At 58.4% G+C, this 25,602-nt stretch carries 25 protein-coding genes and 4 tRNA genes; 17 read left to right on the top strand and 12 right to left on the bottom strand.

Features of this window, described 5'->3' with window-relative positions; translation table 11 throughout:
• The first annotated feature begins 83 nt into the window (after positions 1 to 83).
• The 5 genes from minD (at position 84) to IC37_RS30100 (ending at position 3,835) form a co-directional block, all read left to right on the top strand.
• Positions 84 to 896 (top strand): septum site-determining protein MinD, encoded by an 813-nt coding sequence (gene minD / locus IC37_RS16845; RefSeq protein WP_030131659.1) that lies wholly within the window; start codon positions 84 to 86, stop codon positions 894 to 896.
• Positions 896 to 1,150 (top strand): cell division topological specificity factor MinE, encoded by a 255-nt coding sequence (gene minE / locus IC37_RS16850; RefSeq protein ID WP_007898843.1) that lies wholly within the window; start codon positions 896 to 898, stop codon positions 1,148 to 1,150. The genes minD and minE overlap by 1 nt, the downstream gene beginning before the upstream one ends.
• A gap of 181 nt (positions 1,151 to 1,331) precedes the next feature.
• Positions 1,332 to 1,967, top strand: a complete 636-nt coding sequence (locus tag IC37_RS16855; protein WP_030131660.1) for an RluA family pseudouridine synthase — start codon at positions 1,332 to 1,334, stop codon at positions 1,965 to 1,967.
• Positions 1,968 to 2,177: 210 nt separating this feature from the next.
• Complete coding sequence (locus tag IC37_RS16860) at positions 2,178 to 3,467, top strand: M18 family aminopeptidase (RefSeq protein ID WP_030131661.1); 1,290 nt, start codon at positions 2,178 to 2,180, stop codon at positions 3,465 to 3,467.
• A gap of 191 nt (positions 3,468 to 3,658) precedes the next feature.
• Positions 3,659 to 3,835: a hypothetical protein gene (locus IC37_RS30100; RefSeq protein WP_008005668.1), complete on the top strand. Its 177-nt coding sequence runs from the start codon at positions 3,659 to 3,661 to the stop codon at positions 3,833 to 3,835.
• An 82-nt stretch (positions 3,836 to 3,917) separates the two neighbouring features.
• Here IC37_RS30100 and IC37_RS16865 read toward each other — a convergent pair whose 3' ends face one another.
• A complete protein-coding gene (locus tag IC37_RS16865; RefSeq protein WP_030131662.1) occupies positions 3,918 to 4,631 on the bottom strand; it encodes a UTRA domain-containing protein in 714 nt (237 codons plus the stop codon).
• A 350-nt stretch (positions 4,632 to 4,981) separates the two neighbouring features.
• Here IC37_RS16865 and IC37_RS16870 point away from each other — a divergent pair, with 350 nt between their 5' ends.
• The 6 genes from IC37_RS16870 to IC37_RS16895 all read left to right on the top strand — a co-directional run bounded on the left by IC37_RS16870 (position 4,982) and on the right by IC37_RS16895 (position 10,335).
• Positions 4,982 to 6,046: an ABC transporter substrate-binding protein gene (locus tag IC37_RS16870; RefSeq protein WP_030131663.1), complete on the top strand. Its 1,065-nt coding sequence runs from the start codon at positions 4,982 to 4,984 to the stop codon at positions 6,044 to 6,046.
• 179 nt (positions 6,047 to 6,225) lie between these two features.
• Entirely contained in the window at positions 6,226 to 7,032 is an 807-nt protein-coding gene (locus IC37_RS16875; protein WP_030131664.1) for an alkaline phosphatase family protein, read from the top strand.
• Between the two features lie 5 nt (positions 7,033 to 7,037).
• Positions 7,038 to 7,874 carry an ABC transporter permease subunit gene (locus tag IC37_RS16880; protein WP_177409409.1) on the top strand — a complete coding sequence of 279 codons (837 nt, stop codon included), beginning with the start codon at positions 7,038 to 7,040 and terminating at the stop codon, positions 7,872 to 7,874.
• Positions 7,861 to 8,661, top strand: a complete 801-nt coding sequence (locus IC37_RS16885) for an ABC transporter permease (RefSeq protein WP_030131666.1) — start codon at positions 7,861 to 7,863, stop codon at positions 8,659 to 8,661. Before IC37_RS16880 ends, IC37_RS16885 begins: the two co-directional genes overlap by 14 nt.
• Positions 8,658 to 9,647 (top strand): ABC transporter ATP-binding protein, encoded by a 990-nt coding sequence (locus tag IC37_RS16890; protein WP_030131667.1) that lies wholly within the window; start codon positions 8,658 to 8,660, stop codon positions 9,645 to 9,647. The genes IC37_RS16885 and IC37_RS16890 overlap by 4 nt, the downstream gene beginning before the upstream one ends.
• 34 nt (positions 9,648 to 9,681) lie before the next feature.
• Positions 9,682 to 10,335 carry an HAD family phosphatase gene (locus IC37_RS16895; RefSeq protein ID WP_030131668.1) on the top strand — a complete coding sequence of 218 codons (654 nt, stop codon included), beginning with the start codon at positions 9,682 to 9,684 and terminating at the stop codon, positions 10,333 to 10,335.
• A 105-nt stretch (positions 10,336 to 10,440) separates the two neighbouring features.
• Here the strand turns inward: IC37_RS16895 and IC37_RS16900 are convergent, their stop codons facing one another.
• Positions 10,441 to 11,403: a zinc-binding dehydrogenase gene (locus IC37_RS16900; RefSeq protein WP_030131669.1), complete on the bottom strand. Its 963-nt coding sequence runs from the start codon at positions 11,401 to 11,403 to the stop codon at positions 10,441 to 10,443.
• A 138-nt stretch (positions 11,404 to 11,541) separates the two neighbouring features.
• Between IC37_RS16900 and IC37_RS16905 the strand changes: the two genes are divergently transcribed.
• Complete coding sequence (locus tag IC37_RS16905; RefSeq protein WP_177409408.1) at positions 11,542 to 13,623, top strand: carboxy terminal-processing peptidase; 2,082 nt, start codon at positions 11,542 to 11,544, stop codon at positions 13,621 to 13,623.
• Between the two features lie 135 nt (positions 13,624 to 13,758).
• Positions 13,759 to 15,549 carry a bifunctional diguanylate cyclase/phosphodiesterase gene (locus IC37_RS16910; protein WP_030131671.1) on the top strand — a complete coding sequence of 597 codons (1,791 nt, stop codon included), beginning with the start codon at positions 13,759 to 13,761 and terminating at the stop codon, positions 15,547 to 15,549.
• Positions 15,550 to 15,698: 149 nt separating this feature from the next.
• Here IC37_RS16910 and IC37_RS16915 read toward each other — a convergent pair whose 3' ends face one another.
• From IC37_RS16915 to IC37_RS16940, 6 genes are all read right to left on the bottom strand, one after another.
• Positions 15,699 to 16,028, bottom strand: a complete 330-nt coding sequence (locus IC37_RS16915; protein ID WP_030131672.1) for a hypothetical protein — start codon at positions 16,026 to 16,028, stop codon at positions 15,699 to 15,701.
• Positions 16,029 to 16,516: 488 nt separating this feature from the next.
• Entirely contained in the window at positions 16,517 to 16,924 is a 408-nt protein-coding gene (locus IC37_RS16920; RefSeq protein ID WP_030131673.1) for an SEL1-like repeat protein, read from the bottom strand.
• Positions 16,925 to 17,296, bottom strand: coding sequence for a hypothetical protein (locus IC37_RS16925; RefSeq protein ID WP_007898892.1), 372 nt, complete (start codon positions 17,294 to 17,296; stop codon positions 16,925 to 16,927).
• Complete coding sequence (locus IC37_RS16930) at positions 17,293 to 17,634, bottom strand: helix-turn-helix domain-containing protein (protein WP_030131674.1); 342 nt, start codon at positions 17,632 to 17,634, stop codon at positions 17,293 to 17,295. The genes IC37_RS16925 and IC37_RS16930 overlap by 4 nt, the downstream gene beginning before the upstream one ends.
• A 115-nt stretch (positions 17,635 to 17,749) precedes the next feature.
• On the bottom strand, positions 17,750 to 18,205 hold the full coding sequence (locus IC37_RS16935; protein ID WP_030131675.1) for a YkvA family protein: 456 nt from the start codon (positions 18,203 to 18,205) through the stop codon (positions 17,750 to 17,752).
• A 295-nt stretch (positions 18,206 to 18,500) separates the two neighbouring features.
• The gene (locus IC37_RS16940; RefSeq protein ID WP_030131676.1) at positions 18,501 to 19,214 is read right to left on the bottom strand and encodes an FKBP-type peptidyl-prolyl cis-trans isomerase; all 714 of its coding nucleotides are present in this window, start codon (positions 19,212 to 19,214) and stop codon (positions 18,501 to 18,503) included.
• A gap of 269 nt (positions 19,215 to 19,483) precedes the next feature.
• Here IC37_RS16940 and IC37_RS16945 point away from each other — a divergent pair, with 269 nt between their 5' ends.
• Both IC37_RS16945 and IC37_RS16950 read left to right on the top strand, forming a co-directional pair.
• A complete protein-coding gene (locus IC37_RS16945) occupies positions 19,484 to 21,316 on the top strand; it encodes a di-heme-cytochrome C peroxidase (RefSeq protein WP_030131677.1) in 1,833 nt (610 codons plus the stop codon).
• Positions 21,317 to 21,319: 3 nt separating this feature from the next.
• On the top strand, positions 21,320 to 22,456 hold the full coding sequence (locus tag IC37_RS16950; RefSeq protein WP_030131678.1) for a catalase family protein: 1,137 nt from the start codon (positions 21,320 to 21,322) through the stop codon (positions 22,454 to 22,456).
• A gap of 291 nt (positions 22,457 to 22,747) precedes the next feature.
• Here IC37_RS16950 and IC37_RS16960 read toward each other — a convergent pair.
• From IC37_RS16960 to IC37_RS16975, 4 genes are all read right to left on the bottom strand, one after another.
• Positions 22,748 to 22,824, bottom strand: a tRNA-Asp gene (locus tag IC37_RS16960).
• Positions 22,825 to 22,843: 19 nt separating this feature from the next.
• Positions 22,844 to 22,919 (bottom strand) — tRNA-Val (locus IC37_RS16965).
• Between the two features lie 198 nt (positions 22,920 to 23,117).
• A tRNA-Asp gene (locus IC37_RS16970) sits at positions 23,118 to 23,194 on the bottom strand.
• A gap of 18 nt (positions 23,195 to 23,212) precedes the next feature.
• A tRNA-Val gene (locus IC37_RS16975) sits at positions 23,213 to 23,288 on the bottom strand.
• A gap of 160 nt (positions 23,289 to 23,448) precedes the next feature.
• On the opposite strand from IC37_RS16975, the gene rdgC reads away from it, so the two are divergent.
• Together rdgC and IC37_RS16985 are read left to right on the top strand one after the other, a co-directional pair.
• Positions 23,449 to 24,369, top strand: coding sequence for a recombination-associated protein RdgC (rdgC, locus tag IC37_RS16980; protein WP_030131679.1), 921 nt, complete (start codon positions 23,449 to 23,451; stop codon positions 24,367 to 24,369).
• A gap of 152 nt (positions 24,370 to 24,521) precedes the next feature.
• The gene (locus IC37_RS16985) at positions 24,522 to 25,487 is read left to right on the top strand and encodes a bile acid:sodium symporter family protein (RefSeq protein ID WP_030131680.1); all 966 of its coding nucleotides are present in this window, start codon (positions 24,522 to 24,524) and stop codon (positions 25,485 to 25,487) included.
• The last annotated feature ends 115 nt before the right edge of the window (positions 25,488 to 25,602 follow it).

Here is a 25,602-nt window from a genome sequence, read left to right on the forward strand (position 1 = left end):
AGCCAAGGCTGTCCGACTGCAGTAGTTTTTCAAGAGATGTTTTTCAGGGGCTAAACGTCCTTTTTCCTTAGGGGTAAAACACCTTGGCCAAGATTCTCGTGGTTACATCCGGCAAGGGTGGTGTGGGTAAGACCACCACCAGCGCCGCTATCGGTACCGGCCTCGCTCTGCGCGGCCACAAAACAGTTATCGTCGACTTCGACGTCGGCTTGCGTAACCTCGACCTGATCATGGGTTGCGAGCGCCGCGTGGTGTATGACTTCGTCAACGTGGTAAACGGCGAAGCCAACCTGCAACAGGCCTTGATCAAAGACAAGCGGCTGGAAAACCTCTATGTCCTGGCCGCCAGTCAGACTCGCGACAAAGACGCGCTGACCGTCGAAGGCGTGGAAAAAGTCCTGATGCAGCTCAAGGAAGATTTCGATTTCGTGGTCTGCGACTCCCCGGCCGGTATCGAGAAAGGTGCCCACCTGGCCATGTACTTCGCCGACGAAGCGATTGTAGTGACCAACCCGGAAGTCTCCTCCGTACGTGACTCGGACCGCATGCTGGGCCTGTTGGCCAGCAAGTCCCGTCGTGCCGAAAGAGGCGAAGACCCGATCAAGGAACACCTGCTGATCACCCGCTACCATCCAGAACGTGTCAGCAAGGGCGAAATGCTCGGTGTCGAAGACGTCAAGGATATTCTCTCGGTGACATTGCTCGGCGTGATCCCTGAATCCCAGGCGGTGCTCAAGGCATCCAACCAGGGTATTCCGGTTATCCTCGACGACCAGAGCGACGCGGGTCAGGCCTACAGCGATACCGTTGACCGCCTGCTGGGCGAAAATCGCGAACACCGGTTCCTCGATGTCGAGAAGAAGGGATTCTTCGAGCGACTTTTTGGAGGTAGGTAATGAACCTTTTTGACTTCTTTCGTGCCAGTAAAAAGGTCAGTACCGCGTCGGTAGCGAAAGAGCGTCTACAGATCATCGTGGCGCATGAACGCGGCCAGCGCAGTACGCCGGATTACCTGCCAGCCTTGCAGAAGGAACTGGTGGAAGTGATCCGCAAGTACGTCAATATCGGGTCCGATGACGTGCACGTCGCTCTGGAAAACCAGGGCAGCTGCTCGATCCTGGAACTCAATATCACCCTGCCCGATCGCTGAGTCGATCCGACGGGAGCCACGGCGGCTCAGGCTCTTACGCACTCCGTAGGAGCGAAGCTTGCTCGCGAACACAGGCAACTCGGTGTATCTGATAGACCGAGGTGACGCATTCGCGAGCAAGCTTCGCTCCTACAGGGGCGGGGCCTGAGCCGCCGTTGGCGTTTGTTACGAGGCTGTTTTAATGCCGTTGTCCAACATCCGCATCATCCATCAGGACGCCGCCGTACTGGTGGTGGACAAACCGACCCTGTTGCTCTCTGTCCCTGGCCGGGCCGATGACAACAAGGACTGCCTGATTACCCGCCTGCAAGAAAACGGCTACCCGGAAGCGCGCATTGTCCATCGGCTGGACTGGGAAACGTCCGGCATCATTCTGCTGGCCCGTGACCCGGATACCCATCGCGAACTGTCTCGGCAATTTCACGACCGCGAAACCGAAAAAGCCTACACCGCCCTGTGCTGGGGACAACCGGAACTGGACAGCGGCAGCATCGATCTGCCCCTGCGCTACGACCCGCCGACCAAGCCACGCCATGTGGTGGACCACGAGTTTGGCAAGCACGCCTTGACCTTCTGGCGTGTGCTGGAGCGTTGTGGCGACTGGTGCCGCGTCGAGCTGACGCCGATCACCGGCCGTTCCCATCAGTTGCGCGTGCATATGCTTTCCATCGGCCACCCGCTGTTGGGTGATGGGCTCTATGCCCATGAGCAAGCCTTGGCCGCCTGGCCACGACTTTGTTTGCACGCGAGCATGCTCAGCTTTACTCATCCCCAGACGGGCGAACGCCTGCGCTTCGAGTGCCCTGCACCGTTCTAAGGCCAATGAGCAACCTGTGGGAGCGGGCTTGCTCGCGAAGAGGGAGTGCCAGTCGACATCCATGTCGCCTGATACACCGCTTTCGCGAGCAAGCCCGCTCCCACAAGGAGATCTCTGGCAGGCACAGATTCGAGTGCACCCCAGCAGCAGCCCACCGCCAATTCTGCGACCAATACGTTAAACTGGCGCCACTGCTGTCTGGAGCTACTTATGCGCGAAGAGTTGAACCAAGGCCTGATCGACTTCCTCAAGGCCTCCCCTACCCCGTTCCATGCCACCGCCAGCCTTGTTCAGCGTCTGGAAGCGGCCGGTTTTATGCGCCTCGACGAGCGCGAGCCATGGACCACCGAAGCCAACGGTCGTTATTACGTCACCCGTAACGACTCTTCGATCGTCGCGATCAAAATGGGTCGCCACTCGCCGCTGCACGGCGGTATTCGCCTGGTCGGCGCGCACACCGATAGCCCGTGCCTGCGGGTCAAACCCCAACCGGAACTGCAACGTCAGGGCTTCTGGCAACTGGGCGTCGAAGTCTATGGCGGTGCACTGCTGGCGCCGTGGTTCGACCGTGATCTGTCTCTGGCCGGCCGCGTGACGTTCCGCCGTGATGGCAAGGTCGAGAGCCAGTTGATCGACTTCAAGGCACCGATCGCGACCATTCCGAACCTGGCCATTCACCTCAACCGCGAAGCCAACATGGGCTGGGCGATCAATGCCCAGACCGAACTGCCGCCGATCCTCGCGCAATTCGCCGGTGACGAGCGCGTGGACTTCCGCGCCGTGCTCACCGATCAGCTGGCACGCGAACACGGCCTGAACGCTGACGTGGTGCTCGATTACGAGCTGAGCTTCTACGACACCCAAAGCGCCGCAGTCATTGGCCTGCACGGCGATTTCATTGCGGGTGCGCGTCTGGATAATTTGCTGTCGTGCTACGCCGGCCTGCAAGCATTGCTGACGGCCGAAACCGACGAAACCTGTGTGCTGGTCTGCAACGATCACGAAGAAGTCGGTTCCTGCTCGGCCTGTGGCGCCGACGGTCCAATGCTTGAGCAAACCCTGCGCCGTCTGTTGCCCGAAGGCGATGAATTCGTACGCACCATTCAGAAATCCCTGCTGGTCTCCGCCGACAACGCCCACGGCGTGCACCCGAATTATGCCGACAAGCATGATGCCAACCACGGCCCGAAACTCAACGCCGGCCCGGTGATCAAGGTCAACAGCAACCAGCGCTACGCCACCAACAGCGAAACCGCCGGGTTCTTCCGCCATTTGTGCATGGCCGAAGAAGTACCGGTGCAGAGCTTCGTGGTGCGCAGCGACATGGGCTGCGGCTCGACCATCGGCCCGATCACCGCCAGCCACTTGGGCGTGCGCACCGTGGACATCGGTTTGCCGACATTCGCCATGCACTCGATCCGCGAGCTGTGCGGCAGCCATGACCTGGCGCACCTGGTCAAAGTGCTGAGCGCGTTCTACACCTGCCGCGAATTGCCGTAGTCCTTGGTGATTAAAAAGTAACTTTTGTGGCGAGGGAGCTTGCTCCCGTTGAACTGCGCAGCAGTTCCTTCTTTGGGGCCGCTTCGCAGCCCAACGGGAGCAAGCTCCCTCGCCACAATGATCTCCATCACCTCCGCTCGTCCGAAAGCCGCCTAGACTTCCAGTACCCCCTCTCCGACAAGGCTGTCACCATGATCTCGATGTCTTCGTTTCACGCCATGCTGATCCCGATTCTTTCCGGGATGATCATGCTGGCCATCGGCTTCAACTTTCGCGACAAGAACGCGGGCGTGTTCGCGATGTGGGTCGGCATGCTGATGATCCTCGCCACCGTGATTTACAAGATTCTCGCCAAACTCAACGAATAAATTCTCGCGCCTGGCTCGCATTGATTTTTACGGGGTCGTACCTCCCGAGGCCGCGGGCCCGCTCCTACGGAAGATCAAAGAATCAAACCACATCCACCCCGACATGAATCGCATCATGGCGCCAAAACTCCAGGTCGCAATCGATCAGTCGTTCATGCTGATCGTAATTGACCCGCGCAATCCGCAACCCCGGGCTGCCCACCGACACCCGCAAAGCCGCCGCCGCGTCCACCGACAATGCCGTCGGCACCATCTCGAAGCGCACCCGCCCGTAATGCAAGTCGTAATGCCGTGCATACAATTCGGTCATCGACTGATTCAAATCGAAGTCCAGAATCCCCGGAAAAAACTGCGGATTGAGGTAGTGCTCCACATACAGCACCAATCGCCCGTCAATCCGTCGCGAGCGGCAGATCTGGATCACGCTCGATAGCGCCGGCAACTGCAACCAGGCACACACCGCCGCCGACGCCGGCTGCAACCGCGCCGAAATCACCTCGGTGGATGGCACCCGTCCCTGGGCACTGACCATCGCGTGAAAGTGGCTGCGCTGCATCAGGTTATAAGCCAGCCGCGGTGGCGACACGAACCAGCCGCGCCGTTCCTCACGATAAATCTGGCCCTGAGCCTCCAACTGCAATAAAGCCTCGCGCACGGTGATCCGCGTGGTACCGAACAACTCACTGAGCTTGCGCTCCGCCGGCAACTTGCTTCCGGGCGCCAACAGGCCATGGTCGAGCTGTTCCTGCAGAACCTGCCCGATGGCTGTCACCGCTTTGGTTGTCTCGATGCGCATCAACGTTACCTATCTGGACTAGACCAGCACTGATTCAGGGCAGAACCGCCATTCAAATCGGTTCCCTCAACTGCCTGCAAGCCTAGGCACTGCATATGACTGACAGATGACAAAGCCGCCGAACGGTCGCGCCAGACACCTGCAATTTTATGGCCAAGTCCCTTTCATATAAGCCTTTTAGCCATGGTCTACGCTTATCTCGCACCCCGCGTATCCGAGCGCAGAAAATTCAGGCCGACCGGTCGTCGACATTAAAATGTCATCCAATCCGCCTAAATTGGCTCAGGTATTGCTGACCTAGACCAACACAACCGCAATCGCAGCGTTGAAAACGCCCAAAGGAGCTTCGGATGAAACAGTTTTTCCTGGCATCACTGTTAGGCTCGACCATTGCCCTGTGCACCACCGCCATGGCGGCGGATGATCTGAAAACCCTGGAAGCCGCTGCGAAAGCGGAAGGCGCAGTCAACAGCGTCGGCATGCCCGATGACTGGGCCAACTGGAAAGGCACCTGGGAAGACCTGGCCAAGAAATATGGCCTGAAACACATCGACACCGACATGAGCTCGGCCCAGGAAATCGCCAAGTTCGCCGCGGAAAAAGACAACGCCAGCGCCGATATCGGCGACGTCGGCGCCGCCTTCGGCCCGATCGCGGTCAAGCAGGGTGTGGTGCAACCTTATAAGCCAACTACCTGGGACCAGATTCCCGATTGGGCCAAGGACAAGGACGGTAACTGGGCGCTGGCCTACACCGGCACCATCGCGTTTATCGTCAACAAAAAACTGCTGCACGGTTCTGAAGCACCGACCAAATGGGCCGACCTCAAGACTGGCAAGTACAAAGTCTCTATCGGTGACGTCAGCACCGCGGCCCAGGCGGCCAACGGTGTACTGGCCGCCGCCCTCGCCAACGGTGGTGACGAGAAAAACATTCAGCCAGCCCTGTTGCTGTTCGCTGACATCGCCAAGCAAGGTCGCTTGTCCATGGCCAACCCGACGATCGCCACCATGGAAAAGGGTGAAATCGAAGTCGGCGTGGTCTGGGACTTCAACGGTTTGAGCTACAAGGCCAAGATGGCGAATCCGGATGATTACACCGTGCTGATTCCGTCCGACGGCTCGGTGATTTCCGGTTACACCACCATCATCAACAAATACGCCAAGAACCCGAACGCCGCCAAGCTGACCCGCGAGTACATCTTCAGCGATGCCGGCCAAATCAACCTGGCGAAAGGCAACGCCCGTCCGATCCGCGCCGAGCACATCAAACTGCCGGAAGACGTGAAGACCAAGCTGCTGCCTAACGAGCAGTACAAAAAGGTCACGCCGATCAAAGACGCCGACGCGTGGGAAAAGACCTCCAAGTCGCTGCCGCAGAAGTGGCAGGAAGAAGTCATTATCAACATGCCGTAAGGCGGTAGATCCCCATTCGGGGATCTGATGGAGATCCAATGTGGGAGCGGGCTTGCTCGCGAAGAGGGACTGACATTCAACATTGATGTTGGCTGACAGTCCGCCTTCGCGAGCAAGCCCGCTCCCACAAGGGATTGGTTGCGTACTTGAATCATCTGTTTTCGCGGAGTCCCAGCCCTATGAAGCACAACGTCATCCTTGTCGTGCTCGACGGCCTCAATTACGAAGTCGCGCGCCACGCCATGGGGCATCTGCAGGCTTATGTTGGCGCAGGACGCGCGGCACTCTACAAACTGGAGTGCGAACTGCCGGCCCTGTCCCGACCACTTTACGAATGCATCCTGACCGGCATTACGCCGATCGACAGCGGCATCGTTCACAACAACGTCTCACGCCTGTCCAACCAGCGCAGCATCTACCATTACGCCACCGACGCGGGCCTTACAACCGCGGCCGCGGCCTATCACTGGGTCAGCGAGTTGTATAACCGTTCGCCGTTCGTAGCTGCCCGGGACCGTCACACCGACGACCCCAAACTGCCGATCCAGCACGGTCATTTCTACTGGAGCGACCACTACCCGGACTCGCACCTGTTCGCCGACGCGGAAAACCTGCGCCTGCGCCACGCACCAAACTTTTTATTGGTCCACCCCATGAACATCGACGACGCCGGGCACAAGCACGGCCTCGACACCCCGCAGTATCGCAATAGCGCTCGCTCGGCCGACATCATCCTGGCTGACTATCTGCAAGGCTGGCTGGACGCCGGTTACCAGGTGCTGGTGACGGCCGACCACGGCATGAACAACGACCGCTCGCACAACGGCCTGCTGCCCGAAGAACGCGAAGTGCCGCTGTTCGTCCTCGGCGATGCTTTCAGCCTCAACAAGAACGCCGCACCGAAACAGACCGAAATCTGCGGCACTGTCTGCGAACTGCTGGGCGTGCCCCACGACAAACCTGTGTGCCGGGAGCTGCTCAAGTGAACACCATGACCCGCGGTAAATGGCTGGCCGTTCTGTGCCTGGTGCCTTTCGCGATTTTCTTCTTCGTGTTCCAGATCGCCCCGCTGCTCTGGATAATGATCAATAGCCTGCAATCGGAAGAGTTCGGCTGGGGCCTGGCCAACTTCAGCAAAATCTTCAACTCGAAGTTCTATTTGCAGGCGATCCAGCACAGCCTTGAGATCAGTTTCTGGTCCAGCGTGTTCGGCATCATCATCGCCATACTCGGCGCCTACTCCTTGCGCCGGGTCGATTCGAAACTGCGCAACTTCGTCAACGCCTTCGCCAACATGACCAGCAACTTCTCCGGCGTACCCCTGGCCTTCGCGTTCATCATTTTGCTGGGTTTCAACGGCAGCATCACCATCATGCTCAAACAGGCCGGGATTATTCAGGACTTCAACCTGTACTCGAAAACCGGGCTGATCATTCTCTATACCTACTTCCAAATTCCCTTGGGCGTGCTGCTGCTCTACCCGGCTTTCGACGCCTTGCGCGAAGACTGGCGTGAATCTGCCGAATTGCTCGGTGCGAATGGCTGGCAGTTCTGGCGGCATATCGGTTTGCCGGTGCTGACCCCGGCGCTGCTGGGCACATTCGTAATCCTGTTGGCCAACGCCCTCGGCGCGTATGCCACGGTCTACGCCCTGACCACCGGCAACTTCAACGTGTTGCCGATCCGCATCGCAGCGATGGTTTCCGGCGACATTTCTCTCGACCCGAACCTGGCCAGTGCCCTGGCTGTGGTGCTGGTGGCGTTGATGACCGTTGTGACCATCGTGCATCAGTTGCTGTTGAAGAGGAGCTACCATGTCTCGCGCTGAACTGGGCCCCGTCGGTGTCTATCACCGCGTCGTGGTGTATTTGCTGTTTGCCATTCTGCTGTTGCCGCTGATCGGAACGCTGATCTACTCGATCTCCAGCAGTTGGTCCGCGACGATTATGCCCAGCGGTTTTACCTTCAAGTGGTACATCCAGCTGTGGAGCGATCCGCGCTTTCTCAACGCGTTCGGTCAGTCATTGCTGGTCTGTGTCGGCTCGTTGATTCTGTCGGTGGTGCTGATTCTGCCGCTGCTGTTCGTGGTGCATTACCACTTCCCGAAACTCGACGCATTGATGAACATTCTGATCCTGCTGCCCTTCGCGGTGCCGCCGGTGGTGTCGTCGGTGGGGCTGCTGCAGCTCTACGGTTCGGGGCCGTTCGCGATGGTCGGCACGCCGTGGATTCTGATCGGTTGCTACTTCACCGTGGCGCTGCCGTTCATGTACCGGGCGATCACCAACAACCTGCAAGCGATCAACCTGCGCGACCTGATGGACGCCGCGCAACTGCTCGGTGCCAGCACTTGGCAGGCGGCATTCCTGGTGGTGCTGCCGAACTTGCGCAAAGGTCTGATGGTGGCGTTGCTGCTGTCGTTCTCGTTCCTGTTCGGTGAGTTCGTGTTCGCCAATATTCTGGTCGGCACCCGCTACGAAACCCTGCAGGTCTACCTCAACAACATGCGTAACAGCAGCGGCCACTTCACCAGCGCGGTGGTGATCTCCTACTTCTTCTTTGTGCTGGTTCTGACCTGGGCGGCCAATATCTTGAACAAGGACAAAAGCGAATGAGCTATGTCAGCGTCCAACATCTTCAAAAAAATTATTCTGGAACAACGGTATTCAGCGACATCAACTGCGAAGTCAAGAAAGGCGAATTCGTCACCCTCCTCGGCCCGTCCGGTTGCGGCAAGTCCACCCTGCTGCGTTGCATCGCCGGTCTGACGTCGGTGGATGGCGGCAAGATCCTGCTGGAAGGTCAGGACCTCGTCCCGCTGAGCCCGCAAAAACGCGGGATCGGCATGGTGTTTCAGAGTTATGCGCTGTTCCCGAACATGACCGTGGAGCAGAACGTCGCCTTCGGCTTGCGCATGCAGAAGGTCAACGCCGACGACAGCCACAAGCGCGTCGCCGAAGTGCTGACACTGGTGGAACTCAATGACTTCGCCGCCCGTTACCCACATCAATTGTCCGGCGGCCAATGCCAGCGTGTGGCGCTGGCTCGCTCGCTGGTGACCCGGCCTCGGTTGTTGTTGCTGGATGAGCCGCTGTCGGCATTGGATGCGCGGATTCGCAAGCATCTGCGCGAACAGATCCGTCAGATCCAGCGCGAACTGGGGCTGACCACGATATTCGTCACTCACGATCAGGAAGAAGCCCTGACCATGTCTGATCGAATCTTCCTGATGAATGAGGGAAAGATCGTACAGAGCGGCGATGCCGAAACCCTTTATACCGCGCCAGTCGATGTTTTTGCCGCAGGCTTCATTGGTAACTACAACCTGCTGGACGCCGACAGCGCCAGCAAACTGCTGCAACGACCGATCACCCATCGCCTCGCCATTCGCCCGGAAGCCATCGAACTGAGCCTCAACGGCGAACTCGACGCGCAGATTCGCAGCCACAGCCTGTTGGGCAACGTGATTCGCTACCGGGTCGAAGCCCGAGGCGTGGAATTGGTGGTGGATGTGCTGAACCGCTCGGCGGCCGACCTGCATCCCGATGGTCAGCGCCTGGCGCTTTCCATCGATCCGACGGCCCTGTGTGAGGTAGCCTGATGCCTTTGCTGATGTTGAAGAGAGAACTGCACTGATGGCCCTGGCAATTTTTGATCTGGACGAAACCCTGATCCACGGCGACTGCGCCACCCTCTGGAGCGAGCAAATGGGCCGCCTGGGCTGGGTCGATCCCGAGTCGTTCATGCGTCAGAACAACGAACTGATGGACGCTTACAGTCACGGCAAGTTGCGCATGGAGGATTACATGACCTTCAGCCTGGAGCCGATGATCGGCCGCACACCGGAAGAGGTCGAACACTTGGTGGCGCCTTGGGTGGAAGACTTCATCGAGCCAATCATCTTCAGCGACGCCACCAAAGCCATTGCCGCCCACCGCAAGGCCGGCGACCGGATTCTGGTGATCTCGGCCTCGGGCACGCATTTGGTCAAGCCAATTGCCGACCGCTTGGGCATCGACGAGATTCTCGGCATCGAACTGGAACTGCTGCACGGGGTGTACAGCGGCAACACCGTTGGCACCCTGACCTACCGCGAGGGCAAGATCACCCGGTTGCTGGAATGGCTGGATGCGGAAGAGGAAAACCTGGAGGGCGCGAGTTTCTATTCGGACTCACGCAATGACTTGCCGCTGCTGCTGAAGGTGGATTTCCCACACGTGGTGAACCCGGATCCGGTCCTGCTCGAACACGCCGAAAAAGCCGGCTGGCCGATCCATATCTGGAAGTAACCAGGAACCAATGTGGGAGCGGGCTTGCTCGCGAAGGCGGTGTGTCATTCAACATTGATGTCGACTGACACACCGCCTTCGCGAGCAAGCCCGCTCCCACAGGGTTTAGGTGAGGCTTTCGTCGATCACCAACACCAGTTTGCCGGAAACCTTATTAGTCGCCAGTTCCGTAAACGCTGCTTCGGCATCCTTGATCGCAAATGCCCTGGCCAGTTGCGGGCTCAAACGTCCTTCGGCAAACAGCGGCCAGACATGCTGGCCAAGATCGCTGAACAAGTCGGCCTTGAACTGCTCGTCGCGATTGCGCAGGGTCGAACCCAGCAGTTGCACACGCTTGACCAGTACCTGCGCCAGATCCAACTGAGCCTCCCGACCGCCCATCAAACCGATCAGCACCCAACGACCATCGCGAGCCAGCAGCTTGAGGTTCAACGCCGCGTAATTGCCACCCACCGGATCGAGGATCACGTCGAACGGCCCAAGATCGTTCAAGCTATCCAGATCGTCGTTGCGCACCACTCCACCCTGCGCGCCCAACGCTTCACAGTAGGCCAGACGCTCGGCGGAACCGACGCTGACCCAGCACGGATTACCAAACGCTTTGCATAGCTGAATGGCCGCTGAACCGATTCCACTCGCTCCGGCGTGCAGGAGAACTTTCTCACCCGGTTTGAGCGCCGCCAGCTGAAACAAATTCAGCCAAACGGTCGCATACACTTCCGGCAACGCCGCAGCCTCGGCCAGGGACAAACCTTCGGGAACCGGTAACACATGCCGTCCGTCGACAACTACCTCTTCGGCCATCCCTCCCCCGGCCAGCAAGGCGCAAACCCGATCGCCGACCTGCCAGGACGAGCCCGGACCAACCTCGCTGATCACCCCCGAACACTCAAGACCCAGTACTTGACTGGCCCCCGGTGGTGGCGGATAAAGCCCTGCTTTCTGTAACAAATCGGCGCGATTGAGTCCTGCTGCCGCTACTCGGATGCGAACTTGTCCTACATCACACGCAGGACTCGGCTCTTCAACCCACTCCACTCGCCCCTCAACGCCTTGCAATGCTTTCACAGTGCCTCCATAGTGAGTCTGGACTGAGCCCGAAGCTGTAGCGTCGGGCTTTTTGCATTATGCGACCGGTCCTTGTGGATCCGGCGACTTCAAAGACGGCCTAATATGCGTTATCAATTGTCACCGCGTCGAATCAGCATGAAGCATCTGCTCCCCAGCACCGCCCTCGCTCTTGTCATTGGCCTCGGTCTTTTGCCGATGTCGAGCAATTCGTTCGCAGCCAACAGCTGGGATAAGCTTCAGCCCGATCGTGACGAAGTAATCGCCAGTCTGAACGTCGTCGAATTGCTCAAGCGTCACCATTACAGCAAACCACCGCTCGACGATGCGCGCTCCGTGATCATCTACGACAGCTATATCAAGCTGCTGGATCCCTCGCGCAGCTACTTCATGGCCAGCGATATTGCCGAATTCGACAAATGGAAAACCCAGTTTGACGACTTCCTCAAAAGCGGCGACCTGAACGCCGGGTTCACCATCTATAAGCGCTACCTGGACCGCGTCAAGGCGCGTCTGGACTTTGCCCTTGCCGAGCTGAACAAGGGCGTCGACAAGATCGACTTCACCGCCAAGGAAACCTTGCTGGTCGATCGCAAGGATGCCCCTTGGCTCAAGACCACCGCCGAACTGGACGACCTGTGGCGCAAACGCGTCAAGGACGAAGTGCTGCGGATGAAGATCTCCGGCAAAGAGTCGAAGCAGATTCAGGAAACCCTGACCAAGCGTTACAAGAATCAGCTGACGCGTCTGGACCAGACCCGTGCGGAAGACATCTTCCAGGCGTACATCAACACCTTCGCCATGTCCTACGACCCGCACACCAACTATCTGTCGCCGGATAACGCGGAGAACTTCGACATCAACATGAGCCTGTCCCTCGAGGGTATCGGCGCCGTGTTGCAGAGCGATAACGATCAAGTGAAAGTCGTGCGCCTGGTGCCTGCCGGCCCGGCCGACAAGACCAAGCAGGTTGCACCGGCCGACAAGATCATCGGCGTGGCCCAGGGCAACAAAGAGATGGTCGACGTGGTCGGCTGGCGCCTGGACGAAGTGGTCAAACTGATTCGTGGGCCGAAAGGTACCGTGGTGCGCCTGGAAGTGATCCCGGCCAGCAATGCGCCGAACGACCAGACCACCAAGATCGTGCCGATCACCCGCGAAGCGGTGAAGCTCGAAGACCAGGCGGTGAAGAAGTCGGTCCTCAACCTCAAGCAGGATGGCAAGGACTACAAGCTCGGCGTCATCGAGATCCCGGCCTTCTACCTGGACTTCAAGGCCTTCCGTGCCGGCGATCCGGACTACAAGAGCACCACCCGCGACGTCAAGAAGCTGCTGACCGAGCTGCAGAAAGACAAGGTCGACGGCGTGGTCATCGACCTGCGCAACAACGGCGGCGGTTCCTTGCAGGAAGCCACCGAGCTGACCAGCCTGTTCATCGACAAAGGTCCGACGGTACTGGTGCGTAACGCCGACGGTCGGGTCGATGTTCTGGAAGATGAAAACCCGGGAGCGTTCTACAAAGGCCCGATGGCGTTACTGGTCAACCGTTTGTCCGCCTCGGCTTCGGAGATTTTCGCCGGCGCCATGCAGGACTACCACCGCGCGCTGATCATCGGCGGCCAGACCTTCGGTAAAGGCACTGTGCAGACCATTCAGCCGCTGAACCATGGCGAACTGAAACTGACCCTGGCCAAGTTCTACCGGGTTTCCGGTCAGAGCACCCAGCACCAGGGCGTCTTGCCGGACATCGATTACCCGTCGATCATCGACACCAAGGAAATCGGTGAAAGCGCCCTGCCGGAAGCCATGCCGTGGGACACCATTCGTGCGGCCATCAAGCCTGCACTTGACCCGTTCAAACCGTACATCACGCAGCTCAAGTCCGAGCATGACGTGCGCACGGCCAAAGACGCGGAGTTTGTCTTCATCCGCGACAAACTGGCCCTGGCGCAGAAGTTGATGAGCGAAAAAACCGTCAGCCTCAATGAAGGCGAGCGTCGCGCACAACATGCCGATATCGAAGCCAAGCAACTGGTCATGGAAAACATCCGTCGCAAGGCCAAAGGCGAAGAGCCGCTCAAAGAGCTGAAGAAAGAAGACGAAGATGCCCTCGCGGCCGAGCCGGACAAGACCAAGCCAGAAGACGATGCTTATCTGAGCGAGACCGGGCGGATTCTGCTGGATTACTTGAAACTCAACACCGCGGTTGCCAAGCACTAAGTTGTTACAAGCAAGATGATGGCAATTTAATGTTGACGCTCCCCGAAGCGTCATCAAACAGTCATCATTCTGTCGTGAAATAAAGGACCTGAGTGCACATTGCACTCGGTCCTTTTTTTATCGCCAGAGAACACCATGACCACAACCGAACAGCTGAGTGCCTTGAGCTCGATACTGACTCAAAGCGGTTTGCACAGCCTGTTCCAGCCGATTATTTCCCTCTCCGAACGATGCATCATCGGTTACGAAGCCCTCAGCCGTGGCCCCTCCAACAGTCCGCTGCACTCCCCCATCGCCCTGTTCGCGGTAGCTCGCCAGGCCGGTCGCCTCAGCGAACTGGAGATCGCTTGCCGTCAAAGTGCTTGCCGATGTTTCAATGAACAGCAACTGCCCGGCAAACTCTTCCTCAATGTGTCCCCGGAATCCCTGCTCGAAGCAGCGCATCAACCCGGACGCACTTTGCAACTGCTGCAGGATTTCGGCATACCACCGAGCCAGGTGGTGATCGAACTCACCGAACAGACCCCGACCGACGATTTCCAGTTGCTGCAAACCGCCCTGCATCACTATCGGGCAATGGGCTTCTCCATTGCACTGGATGATCTGGGTGCCGGCTATTCGAGCTTGCGGCTCTGGTCCGAGTTGCGCCCGGATTACGTCAAGATCGATCGGCACTTTATCGACGGTATTCATCAGGACGCGCTCAAGCGTGAGTTCGTCGGCTCGATTCTGCAGATCGCCAAGGCTTCCCGGGCAAAAGTGATCGCCGAAGGCATCGAATTGCCGGAAGAACTGGCGGTGTTGACTGAGATGGGCGTTGATCTGCTGCAAGGTTATCTGCTCTGCCGGCCCCAGGAGCATCCGCCCCGCGATGCCCGAAGTTTCATTCCCAAACCAAACAGCGTCGCCGCGATACTGAATGAGGAAGTCAGTGACCTCAGCGCCCTGCTCAACGACCAGCCGGCGGTGACCAGCGCCACCCCGACCGCCACCGTGCTGGAAGCCTTCCGCCGCCAGGCCAACCTGAACTCCCTGGCGGTGCTTGACGAACAGGGCCAGCCCTGCGGCATTGTCCACCGTCATTCACTCTCGGACGCCCTGCTCAAGCCCTTTGCCACCGACCTGTTTGCCCGCAAGCCCATCAGCCGCTTGATGAGCGACGACTTCCTCGCCGTGGAGCTCAGCCAGTCGCTGCAACAGGTCAGTCGCTTGATCACCAGCCGCGCGCGCCAGCGTATCGAAGAAGACTTCATCATCACCCTCAACGGCGGCTATCTGGGGCTGGGCCGAGTGATCGACGTGCTCAAGCTGATTACCGAACTGAAAATCCAGCAAGCCCGCTACGCCAACCCGCTGACCCTGCTACCGGGCAACGTGCCGATCCAGCAATGCCTGACACGCCTGCTGCAACAGGAACGGGAATCGGTGATCTGCTACGTGGACATCGATAGCTTTAAACCCTTCAACGACATCTACGGCTACGGTCGCGGGGATGAAGTCCTACTGTGCCTGGCGCAATGCCTGAACGACCGCGTCGACCCTTCCCGCGACTTCGTCGGCCATATCGGCGGCGACGACTTCCTGCTGGTCCTCGGCCCGGAAGACTGGCGCAAACGCCTGAATCAACTGCTGGACGACTTCCACAGCCAATGTCGCCGCTTTTACCGCAGCGAACACCTGGAAGCCGGCTGCTTCATCGCCCCTAATCGTCAGGGCATAAGACAAGAGTTTCCGTTGCTGTCACTGTCCATCGGCGTGGTGCATTTGCATCCACAGGCCTGCGGACAACTCGACGCGAGCCAGTTGGCAGAGATGGCCTCACAGGCCAAACACCACGCGAAGAATGTGCCGGGGTATAGCGTGCATGTGATTGATAGTCTGGCGGTGCCTGGGCGAGAAGATGAATTGCTTATAGGGCAGCGGTGATTGATGGGGCGCATTCGCGAGCAAGCCCGCTCCCACATTGGTTTTGCTGGAAGCACACAATCTGTGTGACTCGACATACCCCTGTGGGAGCGGGCTTGCTCGCGAAGACGCCCGCTCAAACAACACAACTCTTGAGCTCTGATACTCGGCTAACCAGCATCCGAAGGTCGCGCCCGCAACCGCCGCCCAATCACATCCAGCACATCACACCCATCCCGTAACGGAATGGCACAGAGCAGCGCAAAGTCACTGAGTATCATTGAATCGCACTCGATAGAGCCGCGCATGGACAGATTCTCAAGTACCTGGGTGACGGCGCGAATTCGATAACTAGCAGCGTCGGTCAAAATATCGAGCGGCGCGTGGGTATCGACGAACAGCGTGGGCATGTCGTTGCAGTTGCTGGTGAGCGCCATGAAGCGGCTTTTGGGGTGGGGAATTGGTTTTTCGTAGGGTGGATCAGGGGTAATTGCTGTCATTGTTTGATTCCTAACGTATGGATTGGAGCCGCCAGAAATCACTTCCACGCAATAGGTGGCGGCTGTACGCAGGTGTGGAAGACCAGGACGTTAGGCACCTGGCGCACTCGAAAGCGCCCCGCGCACAGCCACCATAAAACACAGACGATAAAAAACGCCGAACTGGTGGCGCTTGATGCGCCTAACGATAGAAGGGCTTCCACGCCCTGTCACTGAGTTTGCAGTGACAACCCCAAGACTATCGATGGAGCGCATTCCGCACCAGTTCATGCAAACCGCTACAACTTGAAGGAAATCTCCGATGGATCTGCCCGGCAATAAACGCTCGAGACTTTGCAGGGGTTCAATCAGGAAAAAAGTCAGGCAAGGATGATGTTGATGTAGGGCGATTCGCTAATGATCACTCAATTAATCAACAAGCAGGCAGAAACGCAAACGTGGCGAGAGGTTTCCCTCTCACCACGTTAATTTGTCAGACACACAATTATTTAATCCGTAGAACCACGAGACGCCAACTCTTTCAATTTGAGTTCGGCCAACGGATGCCCGGCCTTCGCCGCCATTTCCCACCAGCGAGCCGCTTCAGCCGGATCCGGCGCCTTGCTCGGTGTACCGGCCAGGCTGATCACACCAACCTGATACGCTGCCTTGCCATCCCCCGCCAACGCGGCCAGGCGCAGTAATCGCACACCCTCCTCGCGCGCACCAAGACCGACGCCGCGAAAGGTCAGAATATGGCCGTAGAAGCTCTGGGCGCCGACATCACCCAGGTTGGCCATACGGGCGAACTGGCCCTCGAGCCATCTCCAGCCTCGCGGCTGACGTACAAACCATGACCAGTGAAACAATCGGCGGGCCAGCCAGTAACTGGCCCGCGCCTTGAGTCGTAAAAACACTCAGGCTTCCGCCGACTCGGGGTACTCGTATTCGAACACTCGTACCACTTCCGAGGCATGCCAGGACGCGGCAGCCACGCCATCGGACGGGCCGGAGAAGCGCCCGAGGCGCTCGACACATTCGAAGAAGCCGGTGCGCGGCAAGCGGCTGGCGCCTTGGCTGATCACCAACGAGCTGCGCAACGGCTGCTCGGCTCTGGCATCCAGCGCGGCCAAGTGCTCAAGGGCTGCGGTCAAGGTTTGCATGGCCGGCGTGGGTAGCTGCAAACGCTCCAGCAACGCCCGATAAGTCAAAAGATGGCGCTGACGACGCGCCTGATCCAGCTCCCCCAACAATCCATCCCAATGTTGACGACTGATGCGTACGCTCACGATTCATCCCTCCATCCTGGCACCGTCAATTCCCAGGCGAGGCTGCGGCGAATAGCAGCGTCGGGTTGACGCTCACCGCTTTCGATCAAGGCGAGATATGACGGGCTGATGCCTACCGTGCGGGCGAGCGCCTCAATGGCGATGCCCTTCCCTTCGCGCAAATTGCGTAGTTGATCCAGACCCGGAAGAATCTGGTCTGGTGCCGCCGCGGGAGGCACTGTGGCGTCACGCGGTGGTTGTTGCTTGATGCCTGCTGCTTTCAGTAGAGCCTGATACTGAGCCCATGGCAGAACCGCATATTCGGGTTCGCCTTCGCGTGTAATTATCTGAATATCCATGACTACCCCGTAGGACAACGACACTTAGCGAGTCGGCGCTTTTCCTTAGAAGTGTAATCCTAACAGCGGCCAAGGTCGCGGGGGGGCATGAATATCTGGAGGATTCTGAATTGGCTCAGTTTTTTTTCGGGCCCTGCACCTGTAATTGTTCGGGGGTATCAGGCAAGCGTTCGACTACCGCAAGCTTCTCCGGCAGCTGGCGCTTGCGCCAGGCGCGGAAGGCGTTGAGCTCGTCATCGAGGACCTTCATCAACCAGGCCAGCACAGCAATGTCGTCGAGCATGCCGAACATCGGGATGAAATCCGGGATTGCATCTATGGGGCTCAGGAAATACATCAGGCCGGCCACCACCGAAAGCAGTGCTTTCGGGCTGATGGCCCGGTATTCGCCACGCCAGTAAGCGAGGCAGAGAGCTTGCAACAGGCGCAAATCGTCTTTGAGCTTGCCCAGACGATTACCCTGGCTGGCACCTTTGCTGGCAACCGCGAACAGCAGGGTCGGCAAACGACCACGGGCGAGCAGGCGTCCGGCCAGAGGCAGGAAACGAGCGAAATTCCAGGGCGTTTTCATTTGTTCCTCCCGCTGAAATGTTATCCACACAAATTGTGGATAACCTTGTGAACAGAGCTGCATTTCATCGCTGAAAGCCCCGTTTCATAAGGGCCTGACTCAGATCGGGCGTTTTTTACTCACATAAAAAAACCCCAAGATTTCATTGACTTGGCGTTCTGGCCCGTCTAGCTCGAGCGCCCTCACTGGCTATGACTTCAGCGTACCGCATCCGTTCGCTTTGTTTACCTCCACTGAACCCCAGATGCAACAACGCCCCGCATAAGCGAGGCGTTGTTTTCAGAGCAGACGCGAATTACTTGGTGGCGTCTTGTTTTGCTGGATCCTTGATGGCCAGCAGCTCCAGGTCGAATACCAGCACCGAGTTGGCTGGAATCGCCGGGCTTGGGCTTTGGGCGCCGTAAGCCAGCTCGCTAGGGATGTACAGTTTGTACTTCTCGCCAACGTGCATCAGTTGCAGGCCTTCGACCCAACCCGGAATCACACCGCTGACCGGCAGATCGATCGGGCTGCCGCGCTCGACGGAACTGTCGAAAACGGTGCCGTTGGTCAATTTACCGGTGTAATGAACAGTCACTACGTCGGTCGACTTAGGCTGAGCGCCATCGGCTTTCTTGACCACTTCGTATTGCAGGCCGGAAGCCGTGGTGGTGACACCCGCTTTCTTGCCGTTCTCTTCGAGGAATTTCTTGCCGGCGGCTGCCGACTCTTCGCTCATCTTGGTCAAACGTTCTTCAGCACGCTTTTGCAGTGCGGCGAAGGCTTCGACCAACTCTTCATCTTTCAGCTTCTGTTCTTTCTTGCCGACGGCATCTTCGATGCCCTGGGCTACCGCTTTGGAATCCAGGTCATCCATGCCTTCCTGAGCCAGGCTTTTGCCCATGTTCAGGCCGATACCGTAGGAAGCTTTTTGCGCCGGGGTTTTCAGCTCTACGCTGGTCTGCGAATCACAACCCGCAAGTACCAGGCCAACCAGGGCCACCGCCGCCGCCAACCGATGCTGTTTCATGCTATTTCCTTGTTCATGCGCCTAAAGGGCAATCGAGTAAAGCCGCGAGCTTATCAGGCCGCCACGACCAATGGCTACCGGCATGAGAGCAGGAAACGTCTGATAAGTTCAGGTGTTTAAACGCATTTCGGCCATAGAAGGATGAAGCTTCTGTCATTTGGCTCTTACAAACTCAAAGGTCGGTTCCCACAGCCTCTGGCGTAATGGCCTCTTGCCGCACCTCGTCAGCTGAGGCATAAGAGAGCTACAAATTGACAAGGATGTTTATCTTGCGCCTCATATTCCGCTTGCTGATTCTGATCGCCGTATTACTGGGGCTAGGCCTCGCCATAGTGCTGTATTACGTCGCCAACCCGAAATTGCCGGTCTGGTCACCGGCGCAACAGGTGAACTATCTGGAGCAATGGAGCGCCGCCGACCGCCAGGCTTACTACTTCACGCCTCAGGGTACCCAGGTCAAAGGTTTGCGCTATGACTGGTTCAACGCCCTGGAGCTGCCCTTCTCGCAACGCCGATTCGCCGCTCCCGAATACCTCGCACGCTTTGGCTTTCTGATCGACCCGAGCCAGAAAGCCACGCCGAACAACCCTGGGAACCTGCCCGTCGGCTTTGCCCGTCATCAAAATCCCGGCAGTCAGGACGAGTTTCTGGACATCACCTGCGCCGCCTGCCACACCGGCGAATTGCGCTTCAATGGCCAGGCCGTGCGCATCGACGGTGGCTCGGCCCAGCATGTGTTGCCGTCCAGCGTTCCTACGCTGCGAGGCGGCAGTTTCGGACAAGCACTGGTCGCCAGTCTGACCTCGACTTACTACAACCCCTGGAAGTTCGAACGTTTCGCACGAAACGTTCTGGGCCAGGACTACGACGCCCGGCATCAACAGTTGCGCAAAGACTTCAAAGTCTCCCTCGATACCTTCTTGAAAGTGGCCTGGAACGACACCCATCGCGGCCTCTACCCCACCGAAGAAGGCCCCGGTCGCACTGACGCTTTCGGGCGTATTGCCAACGCCAGCTTCGGCGACGCGATTTCACCCGCCAACTACCGCGTTGCCAATGCTCCGGTGGACTACCCGCAACTGTGGGAGATGTGGACCTTCGACTGGGTGCAATGGAACGGTTCGGCGCAGCAACCGATGGCCCGTAATATCGGTGAAGCCTTGGGTGTGGGCGCCACGCTGAATTTCTTCGACAGCAGCGGGCAGCCTTTCAAGGGCGACGACCGCTACCCGTCCAGCGTCAGGGTGCGCGATCTGCACCGGATCGAAGAAACCCTGCAACGCCTCAAACCGCCCGCCTGGCCGGAAGCCCTGTTGGGCAACATCGACAAGCCCCTGGCCGCAAAAGGCCGCGAACTGTTCGCTGAAAACTGCGCCGGATGCCACGTACCTCGCGTCACACAAAGCGACGGCAGACCGGTGCATCATCTGAAATTACTGCCTGTGGAGGTGATTGGCACAGACGCCGGCGCCGCCAACAACATTGCCGACCATCGCTTCGACCTGACGGCCTTGCAGTGGGATCCGGCAGAGCTTGCGCAACTGGACGTACAACTGCATCCCAAACCCACGGAACCATTGGATATGAGCCAGTTGTCAGTGGCCAAGGGACTCGCTTATGTCACTGCTTTCGTGAGCAACCAGGCCTACCGCGAAGCCAATGTGACACCTGCAGAGCGCCCGAACCTGGACGGATTCGGCCTGCCGATCGGCGTTCAGGAATTGCGTAGCTACAAAGCCCGACCACTGGCAGGCGTCTGGGCCACGCCGCCGTTTCTGCACAACGGTTCGGTTCCGAGTATTTATCAACTGCTCTCGCCCCAGGATGAACGCGCCACCACGTTCTACAAGGGCACCTTCGAATACGACCCCAAACATTTGGGTTATCGCACCGAAGCCTTCACCAACGGTTTTGTGTTCGACACGCGCATCACTGGCAATCACAACAGCGGTCATGAATTCCGCGCAGGCGAGCGCGGCAACGGCGTCATTGGTCGCCTGCTGCAACCGGAGGAACGCTGGGCGCTGCTGGAATACCTGAAAGTGTTGGGCGGCCCGATGGAGTCACAATTGCCAGACCGCTTTCTCAGTCAAAAGGATTGACCCATGCTGATCACTCTCTGGTTGCGCCTTGGCGTCTTCCTCGGCAAAACCCTGCTGTGGTTGATAGGTCTGGGCCTGCTCGGCTGGGCGCTGATCATGGCCTGGTCCGCCTGGCAGCATCGCGGCCCGGTATCGGCTGAAGAGCTGATTCCGGACGGCGAAGCGGCAATGACCCAGGACATCATCCAGACGGCCGTGCGTATCGTCGATCAACACCGTGAAAGTACCCGCTACCTGCGCGATGCCCACGCCAAGGCTCATGGCTGCGTGAAGGCCGAGGTTCAGGTGCTGCCGGATCTGGCGGCGGAGTTACGTCAAGGCGTATTCAGCGAACCCGGCAAAACCTGGCAGGCGACGATGCGGCTGTCCAACGGCAATGCGTATCCGCAGTTCGACAGCATCCGCGATGCCCGGGGCATGGCGATCAAACTGTTCGATGTGCCTGGTAAACAGTTGCTGAGTGACCGGCAAGGGCGCAGCGAACAGGATTTCGTGATGTTCAACCATCCGAACTTCTTTGTCAGCGATGTCGCCGAGTATCGTCAGAATGTGGCTGCTCAGGCTGATGGCAAAAAGGTGATGGCGTTCTTCCCGGGTTGGAACCCGCGCACCTGGCAGGTTCGCCATCTGTTTATTGCGCTGGCGACGCTCTCCCCTGCCCCGACAAGCCCGACGCAGACCACTTACTTTTCGGTATCGCCATACAAGTTCGGTGACGCCAACGCCAAATTCCGGGTGATGCCGGATCCTGATAGCTGCCCGGCCTACGCGCTGCCCACGCAAAATCAAAACCTGCCGAACTTCCTGCGCAGTGCACTGAACCAGCAGCTATCGACCGATCGGGTGCCGGCGTGTTTCGTTTTACAGATCCAGCGTCAGGATGCGGGCAAGTACATGCCGATCGAAGACACCAGTATTGAGTGGAGCGAAAGTGACGCGCCCTTCGAAACCGTGGCCCGGATCAAACTGCCTGCCCAGGACTTCGACACCCCGGCGCTGAACCTGCAATGCGACAATCAGTCGTTCAATCCATGGTTCGGCCTTGAAGCCCATAGGCCGATTGGCGGGATCAACCGGTTGCGTAAAGCGGTGTACGAGGCGGTGAGCGACTACCGACACAGCCGCAACGCTGAACAATAGGCAAGGCAGGAACGAAAAAAGCGACCCAAGAAGGTTAATGCTGGTCGGGTGCGGAACCTGTGGGAGCGGGCTTGCTCGCGAAAGCGGTGTGTCATTCAACATTGATGTTGGCTGACCCGACGCCTTCGCGAGCAAGCCCGCTCCCACATTGGATTGCGCTCAACTGGCATTACCCGAACCGGTCGCTTTTTCAGTGGAGGGACCGCACAAAGGCAATCTCCAGACAGCAAAAAGCCCGCATTAAGCGGGCTTTCCGTGGTACCTGGCGTTCAGCGTTCCAGATACCGAATATGGCGCAGCGGACGGGACTCGAACCCGCGACCCCCGGCGTGACAGGCCGGTATTCTAACCGACTGAACTACCGCTGCGCGTAGCGTTGAAAGTAAGTGGTGGGTGATGACGGGATCGAACCGCCGACATTCTGCTTGTAAGGCAGACGCTCTCCCAGCTGAGCTAATCACCCTTTACCTTCGTTGCGGGGCGCATTGTGCCACAGATTTTCATAAAGTGTTGATTTAATTGATAAAAAATCAAAAAAATCTGAAAACCGGTAAAACGACACACCCTGCAGGAACTACCGACAAACTACAGACAGAAAAAAACCCGCGTTAGCGGGCTTTTCCGTGGTGACCTGGCGTTCAGCGTTCCAGGTTACCGAATATGGCGCAGCGGACGGGACTCGAACCCGCGACCCCCGGCGTGACAGGCCGGTATTCTAACCGACTGAACTACCGCTGCGCGTAACACTAAAGCGAATGGTGGGTGATGACGGGATCGAACCGCCGACATTCTGCTTGTAAGGCAGACGCTCTCCCAGCTGAGCTAATCACCCTTCACTTTCGGTGTGGCGCGCATTCTACGGAGCGACCCAACCTCTGGCAAGCACTTTTTTAATTAATTTTCTCAGGCCTTCCAAAGGCTTAGAGAAGGGTTGGCCTACAGCACACGGAGGACAATAATGCCCCCCTTTGTATAAAGGAGAGACTCACCCCATGTGGTTCAAAAACCTGCTTATCTATCGCCTGACCCAAGATCTGCCTTTTGATGCCGAGGCGTTGGAAACTGCACTGGCCACCAAACTGGCGCGTCCATGTGCAAGCCAGGAGTTGACCACCTACGGTTTCGTCGCGCCATTTGGCAAAGGCGAAGATGCGCCACTGGTACACGTCAGCGGAGACTTCCTGCTGATCGCCGCCCGTAAGGAAGAACGCATTCTGCCGGGCAGCGTCGTGCGTGACGCGGTTAAGGAAAAGGTCGAAGAGATCGAAGCCGAACAGATGCGCAAGGTCTACAAAAAGGAACGCGATCAGATCAAGGATGAAATCATCCAGGCCTTCCTGCCTCGCGCCTTTATCCGTCGCTCGTCGACCTTCGCCGCCATCGCGCCGAAACAGGGTCTGATCCTGGTTAACTCGGCTAGCCCGAAACGTGCCGAAGACCTGCTGTCCACCCTGCGTGAAGTGATCGGCACCCTGCCGGTGCGTCCGCTGACGGTGAAGATGTCGCCGACCGCGACCATGACCGAGTGGGTTACCACCCAGAAAGCCGCGAATGATTTCTTCGTGCTGGACGAGTGCGAACTGCGCGACACCCACGAAGACGGCGGCATCGTGCGCTGCAAGCGTCAGGACCTGACCAGCGAAGAAATCCAGCTGCACCTGAGCACCGGCAAAGTGGTCACTCAATTGTCGCTGGCCTGGCAGGACAAACTGTCGTTCGTGCTCGACGACAAAATGGTGGTCAAGCGCCTGAAGTTCGAAGACCTGCTGCAAGATCAGGCGGAACAGGACGGTGGCGACGAAGCCCTGGGCCAACTGGACGCCAGCTTCACGCTAATGATGCTGACCTTCGGCGACTTCCTGCCGTCGATGGTTGAAGCGCTGGGTGGTGAAGAGACCCCGCAGGGCATCTAAGCCGACGCACGGTCTAAATGTGGGAGCGGGCTTGCTCGCGAAGGCGTCCTGACAGTCAACATCATCGTTGAATGGCAGACCGCTTTCGCGAGCAAGCCCGCTCCCACATTAGGCCTGCGTAATTTTTGAATACGAATAACAAGGATCAGGCCATGCGCGCACTGGCTGCATTGAGTCGTTTTGTCGGCAACACCTTCGCTTACTGGGTACTGATTTTTGCCGTCGTGGCGTTTGTGCAACCGACCTGGTTCATCGGCTTGAAAGGCGCCATTGTGCCGCTGCTGGGGCTGGTGATGTTCGGCATGGGCCTGACCCTCAAACTCGAAGACTTCGCCGAAGTCGCTCGCCATCCGTGGCGCGTGGCCCTGGGCGTGGTCGCTCATTTCGTGATCATGCCCGGCGTGGCGTGGTTGCTGTGCCAGGTTTTCCACCTGCCGCCGGAAATCGCCGTCGGCGTGATTCTGGTCGGCTGCTGCCCAAGTGGCACCTCGTCGAACGTGATGACCTGGCTCGCACGCGGCGATCTGGCGTTGTCGGTGGCCATTGCCGCCGTCACCACCCTCCTCGCTCCGCTGCTGACCCCGGCACTGATCTGGTTGCTGGCCTCGACCTGGTTGCCGGTATCGTTCATGGAGCTGTTCTGGTCGATCCTGCAAGTCGTGCTGCTGCCAATCGTGCTCGGCGTGGTTGCCCAGCGCGTACTCGGTGATCGGGTTCGTCACGCGGTGGATGTGTTGCCACTGGTGTCGGTGGTGAGCATCGTGATCATCGTCACCGCAGTGGTGGCTGCCAGCCAGGCGAAGATTGCCGAATCCGGCCTGCTGATCATGGCCGTGGTGATGTTGCACAACAGCTTCGGCTACTTGCTGGGTTATTTCACCGGGCGCCTGTTCAACCTGCCTCTGGCCCAGCGCAAATCCCTGGCACTGGAAGTCGGCATGCAGAACTCCGGCTTGGGTGCCGCACTGGCCAGTGCGCACTTCTCGCCGCTGGCAGCTGTGCCGAGCGCATTGTTCAGCGTCTGGCACAACATTTCCGGGGCGCTACTCTCGACGTATTTCCGTCGTATGAGCGAGAAAGAAGACCGGCAAATCGCTGCTCAGCAGGCAGCGGATTAAGCCGCAAACTTGATCCTCGGGTTAATGATGGGCACTCTATTGCCCAACGCGGGGACGACCTCGCGGCTCGATCGAGTGATTAATCCGGGGACGACCCCATCCATCGATGAGGTCT

This window comes from Pseudomonas sp. QTF5, from assembly GCF_000512695.2.
Taxonomy (GTDB): Bacteria; Pseudomonadota; Gammaproteobacteria; order Pseudomonadales; family Pseudomonadaceae; genus Aquipseudomonas.

Coding starts and splice junctions, on each gene's coding strand:
- IC37_RS16870 (WP_030131663.1), top strand. CDS start 4,982: ATGAAACAGTTTTTCCTGGCATCACTGTTAGGCTCGACCATTGCCCTG.
- IC37_RS16950 (WP_030131678.1), top strand. CDS start 21,320: ATGCTGATCACTCTCTGGTTGCGCCTTGGCGTCTTCCTCGGCAAAACC.
- IC37_RS16935 (WP_030131675.1), bottom strand. CDS start 18,205: ATGAAAACGCCCTGGAATTTCGCTCGTTTCCTGCCTCTGGCCGGACGC.
- IC37_RS16985 (WP_030131680.1), top strand. CDS start 24,522: ATGCGCGCACTGGCTGCATTGAGTCGTTTTGTCGGCAACACCTTCGCT.
- IC37_RS30100 (WP_008005668.1), top strand. CDS start 3,659: ATGATCTCGATGTCTTCGTTTCACGCCATGCTGATCCCGATTCTTTCC.
- IC37_RS16880 (WP_177409409.1), top strand. CDS start 7,038: ATGACCCGCGGTAAATGGCTGGCCGTTCTGTGCCTGGTGCCTTTCGCG.
- IC37_RS16895 (WP_030131668.1), top strand. CDS start 9,682: ATGGCCCTGGCAATTTTTGATCTGGACGAAACCCTGATCCACGGCGAC.
- IC37_RS16930 (WP_030131674.1), bottom strand. CDS start 17,634: ATGGATATTCAGATAATTACACGCGAAGGCGAACCCGAATATGCGGTT.
- minE (WP_007898843.1), top strand. CDS start 896: ATGAACCTTTTTGACTTCTTTCGTGCCAGTAAAAAGGTCAGTACCGCG.
- IC37_RS16860 (WP_030131661.1), top strand. CDS start 2,178: ATGCGCGAAGAGTTGAACCAAGGCCTGATCGACTTCCTCAAGGCCTCC.
- IC37_RS16940 (WP_030131676.1), bottom strand. CDS start 19,214: ATGAAACAGCATCGGTTGGCGGCGGCGGTGGCCCTGGTTGGCCTGGTA.
- rdgC (WP_030131679.1), top strand. CDS start 23,449: ATGTGGTTCAAAAACCTGCTTATCTATCGCCTGACCCAAGATCTGCCT.
- IC37_RS16885 (WP_030131666.1), top strand. CDS start 7,861: ATGTCTCGCGCTGAACTGGGCCCCGTCGGTGTCTATCACCGCGTCGTG.
- IC37_RS16855 (WP_030131660.1), top strand. CDS start 1,332: ATGCCGTTGTCCAACATCCGCATCATCCATCAGGACGCCGCCGTACTG.
- IC37_RS16910 (WP_030131671.1), top strand. CDS start 13,759: ATGACCACAACCGAACAGCTGAGTGCCTTGAGCTCGATACTGACTCAA.
- IC37_RS16905 (WP_177409408.1), top strand. CDS start 11,542: ATGAAGCATCTGCTCCCCAGCACCGCCCTCGCTCTTGTCATTGGCCTC.
- IC37_RS16865 (WP_030131662.1), bottom strand. CDS start 4,631: ATGCGCATCGAGACAACCAAAGCGGTGACAGCCATCGGGCAGGTTCTG.
- IC37_RS16915 (WP_030131672.1), bottom strand. CDS start 16,028: ATGACAGCAATTACCCCTGATCCACCCTACGAAAAACCAATTCCCCAC.
- IC37_RS16875 (WP_030131664.1), top strand. CDS start 6,226: ATGAAGCACAACGTCATCCTTGTCGTGCTCGACGGCCTCAATTACGAA.
- IC37_RS16890 (WP_030131667.1), top strand. CDS start 8,658: ATGAGCTATGTCAGCGTCCAACATCTTCAAAAAAATTATTCTGGAACA.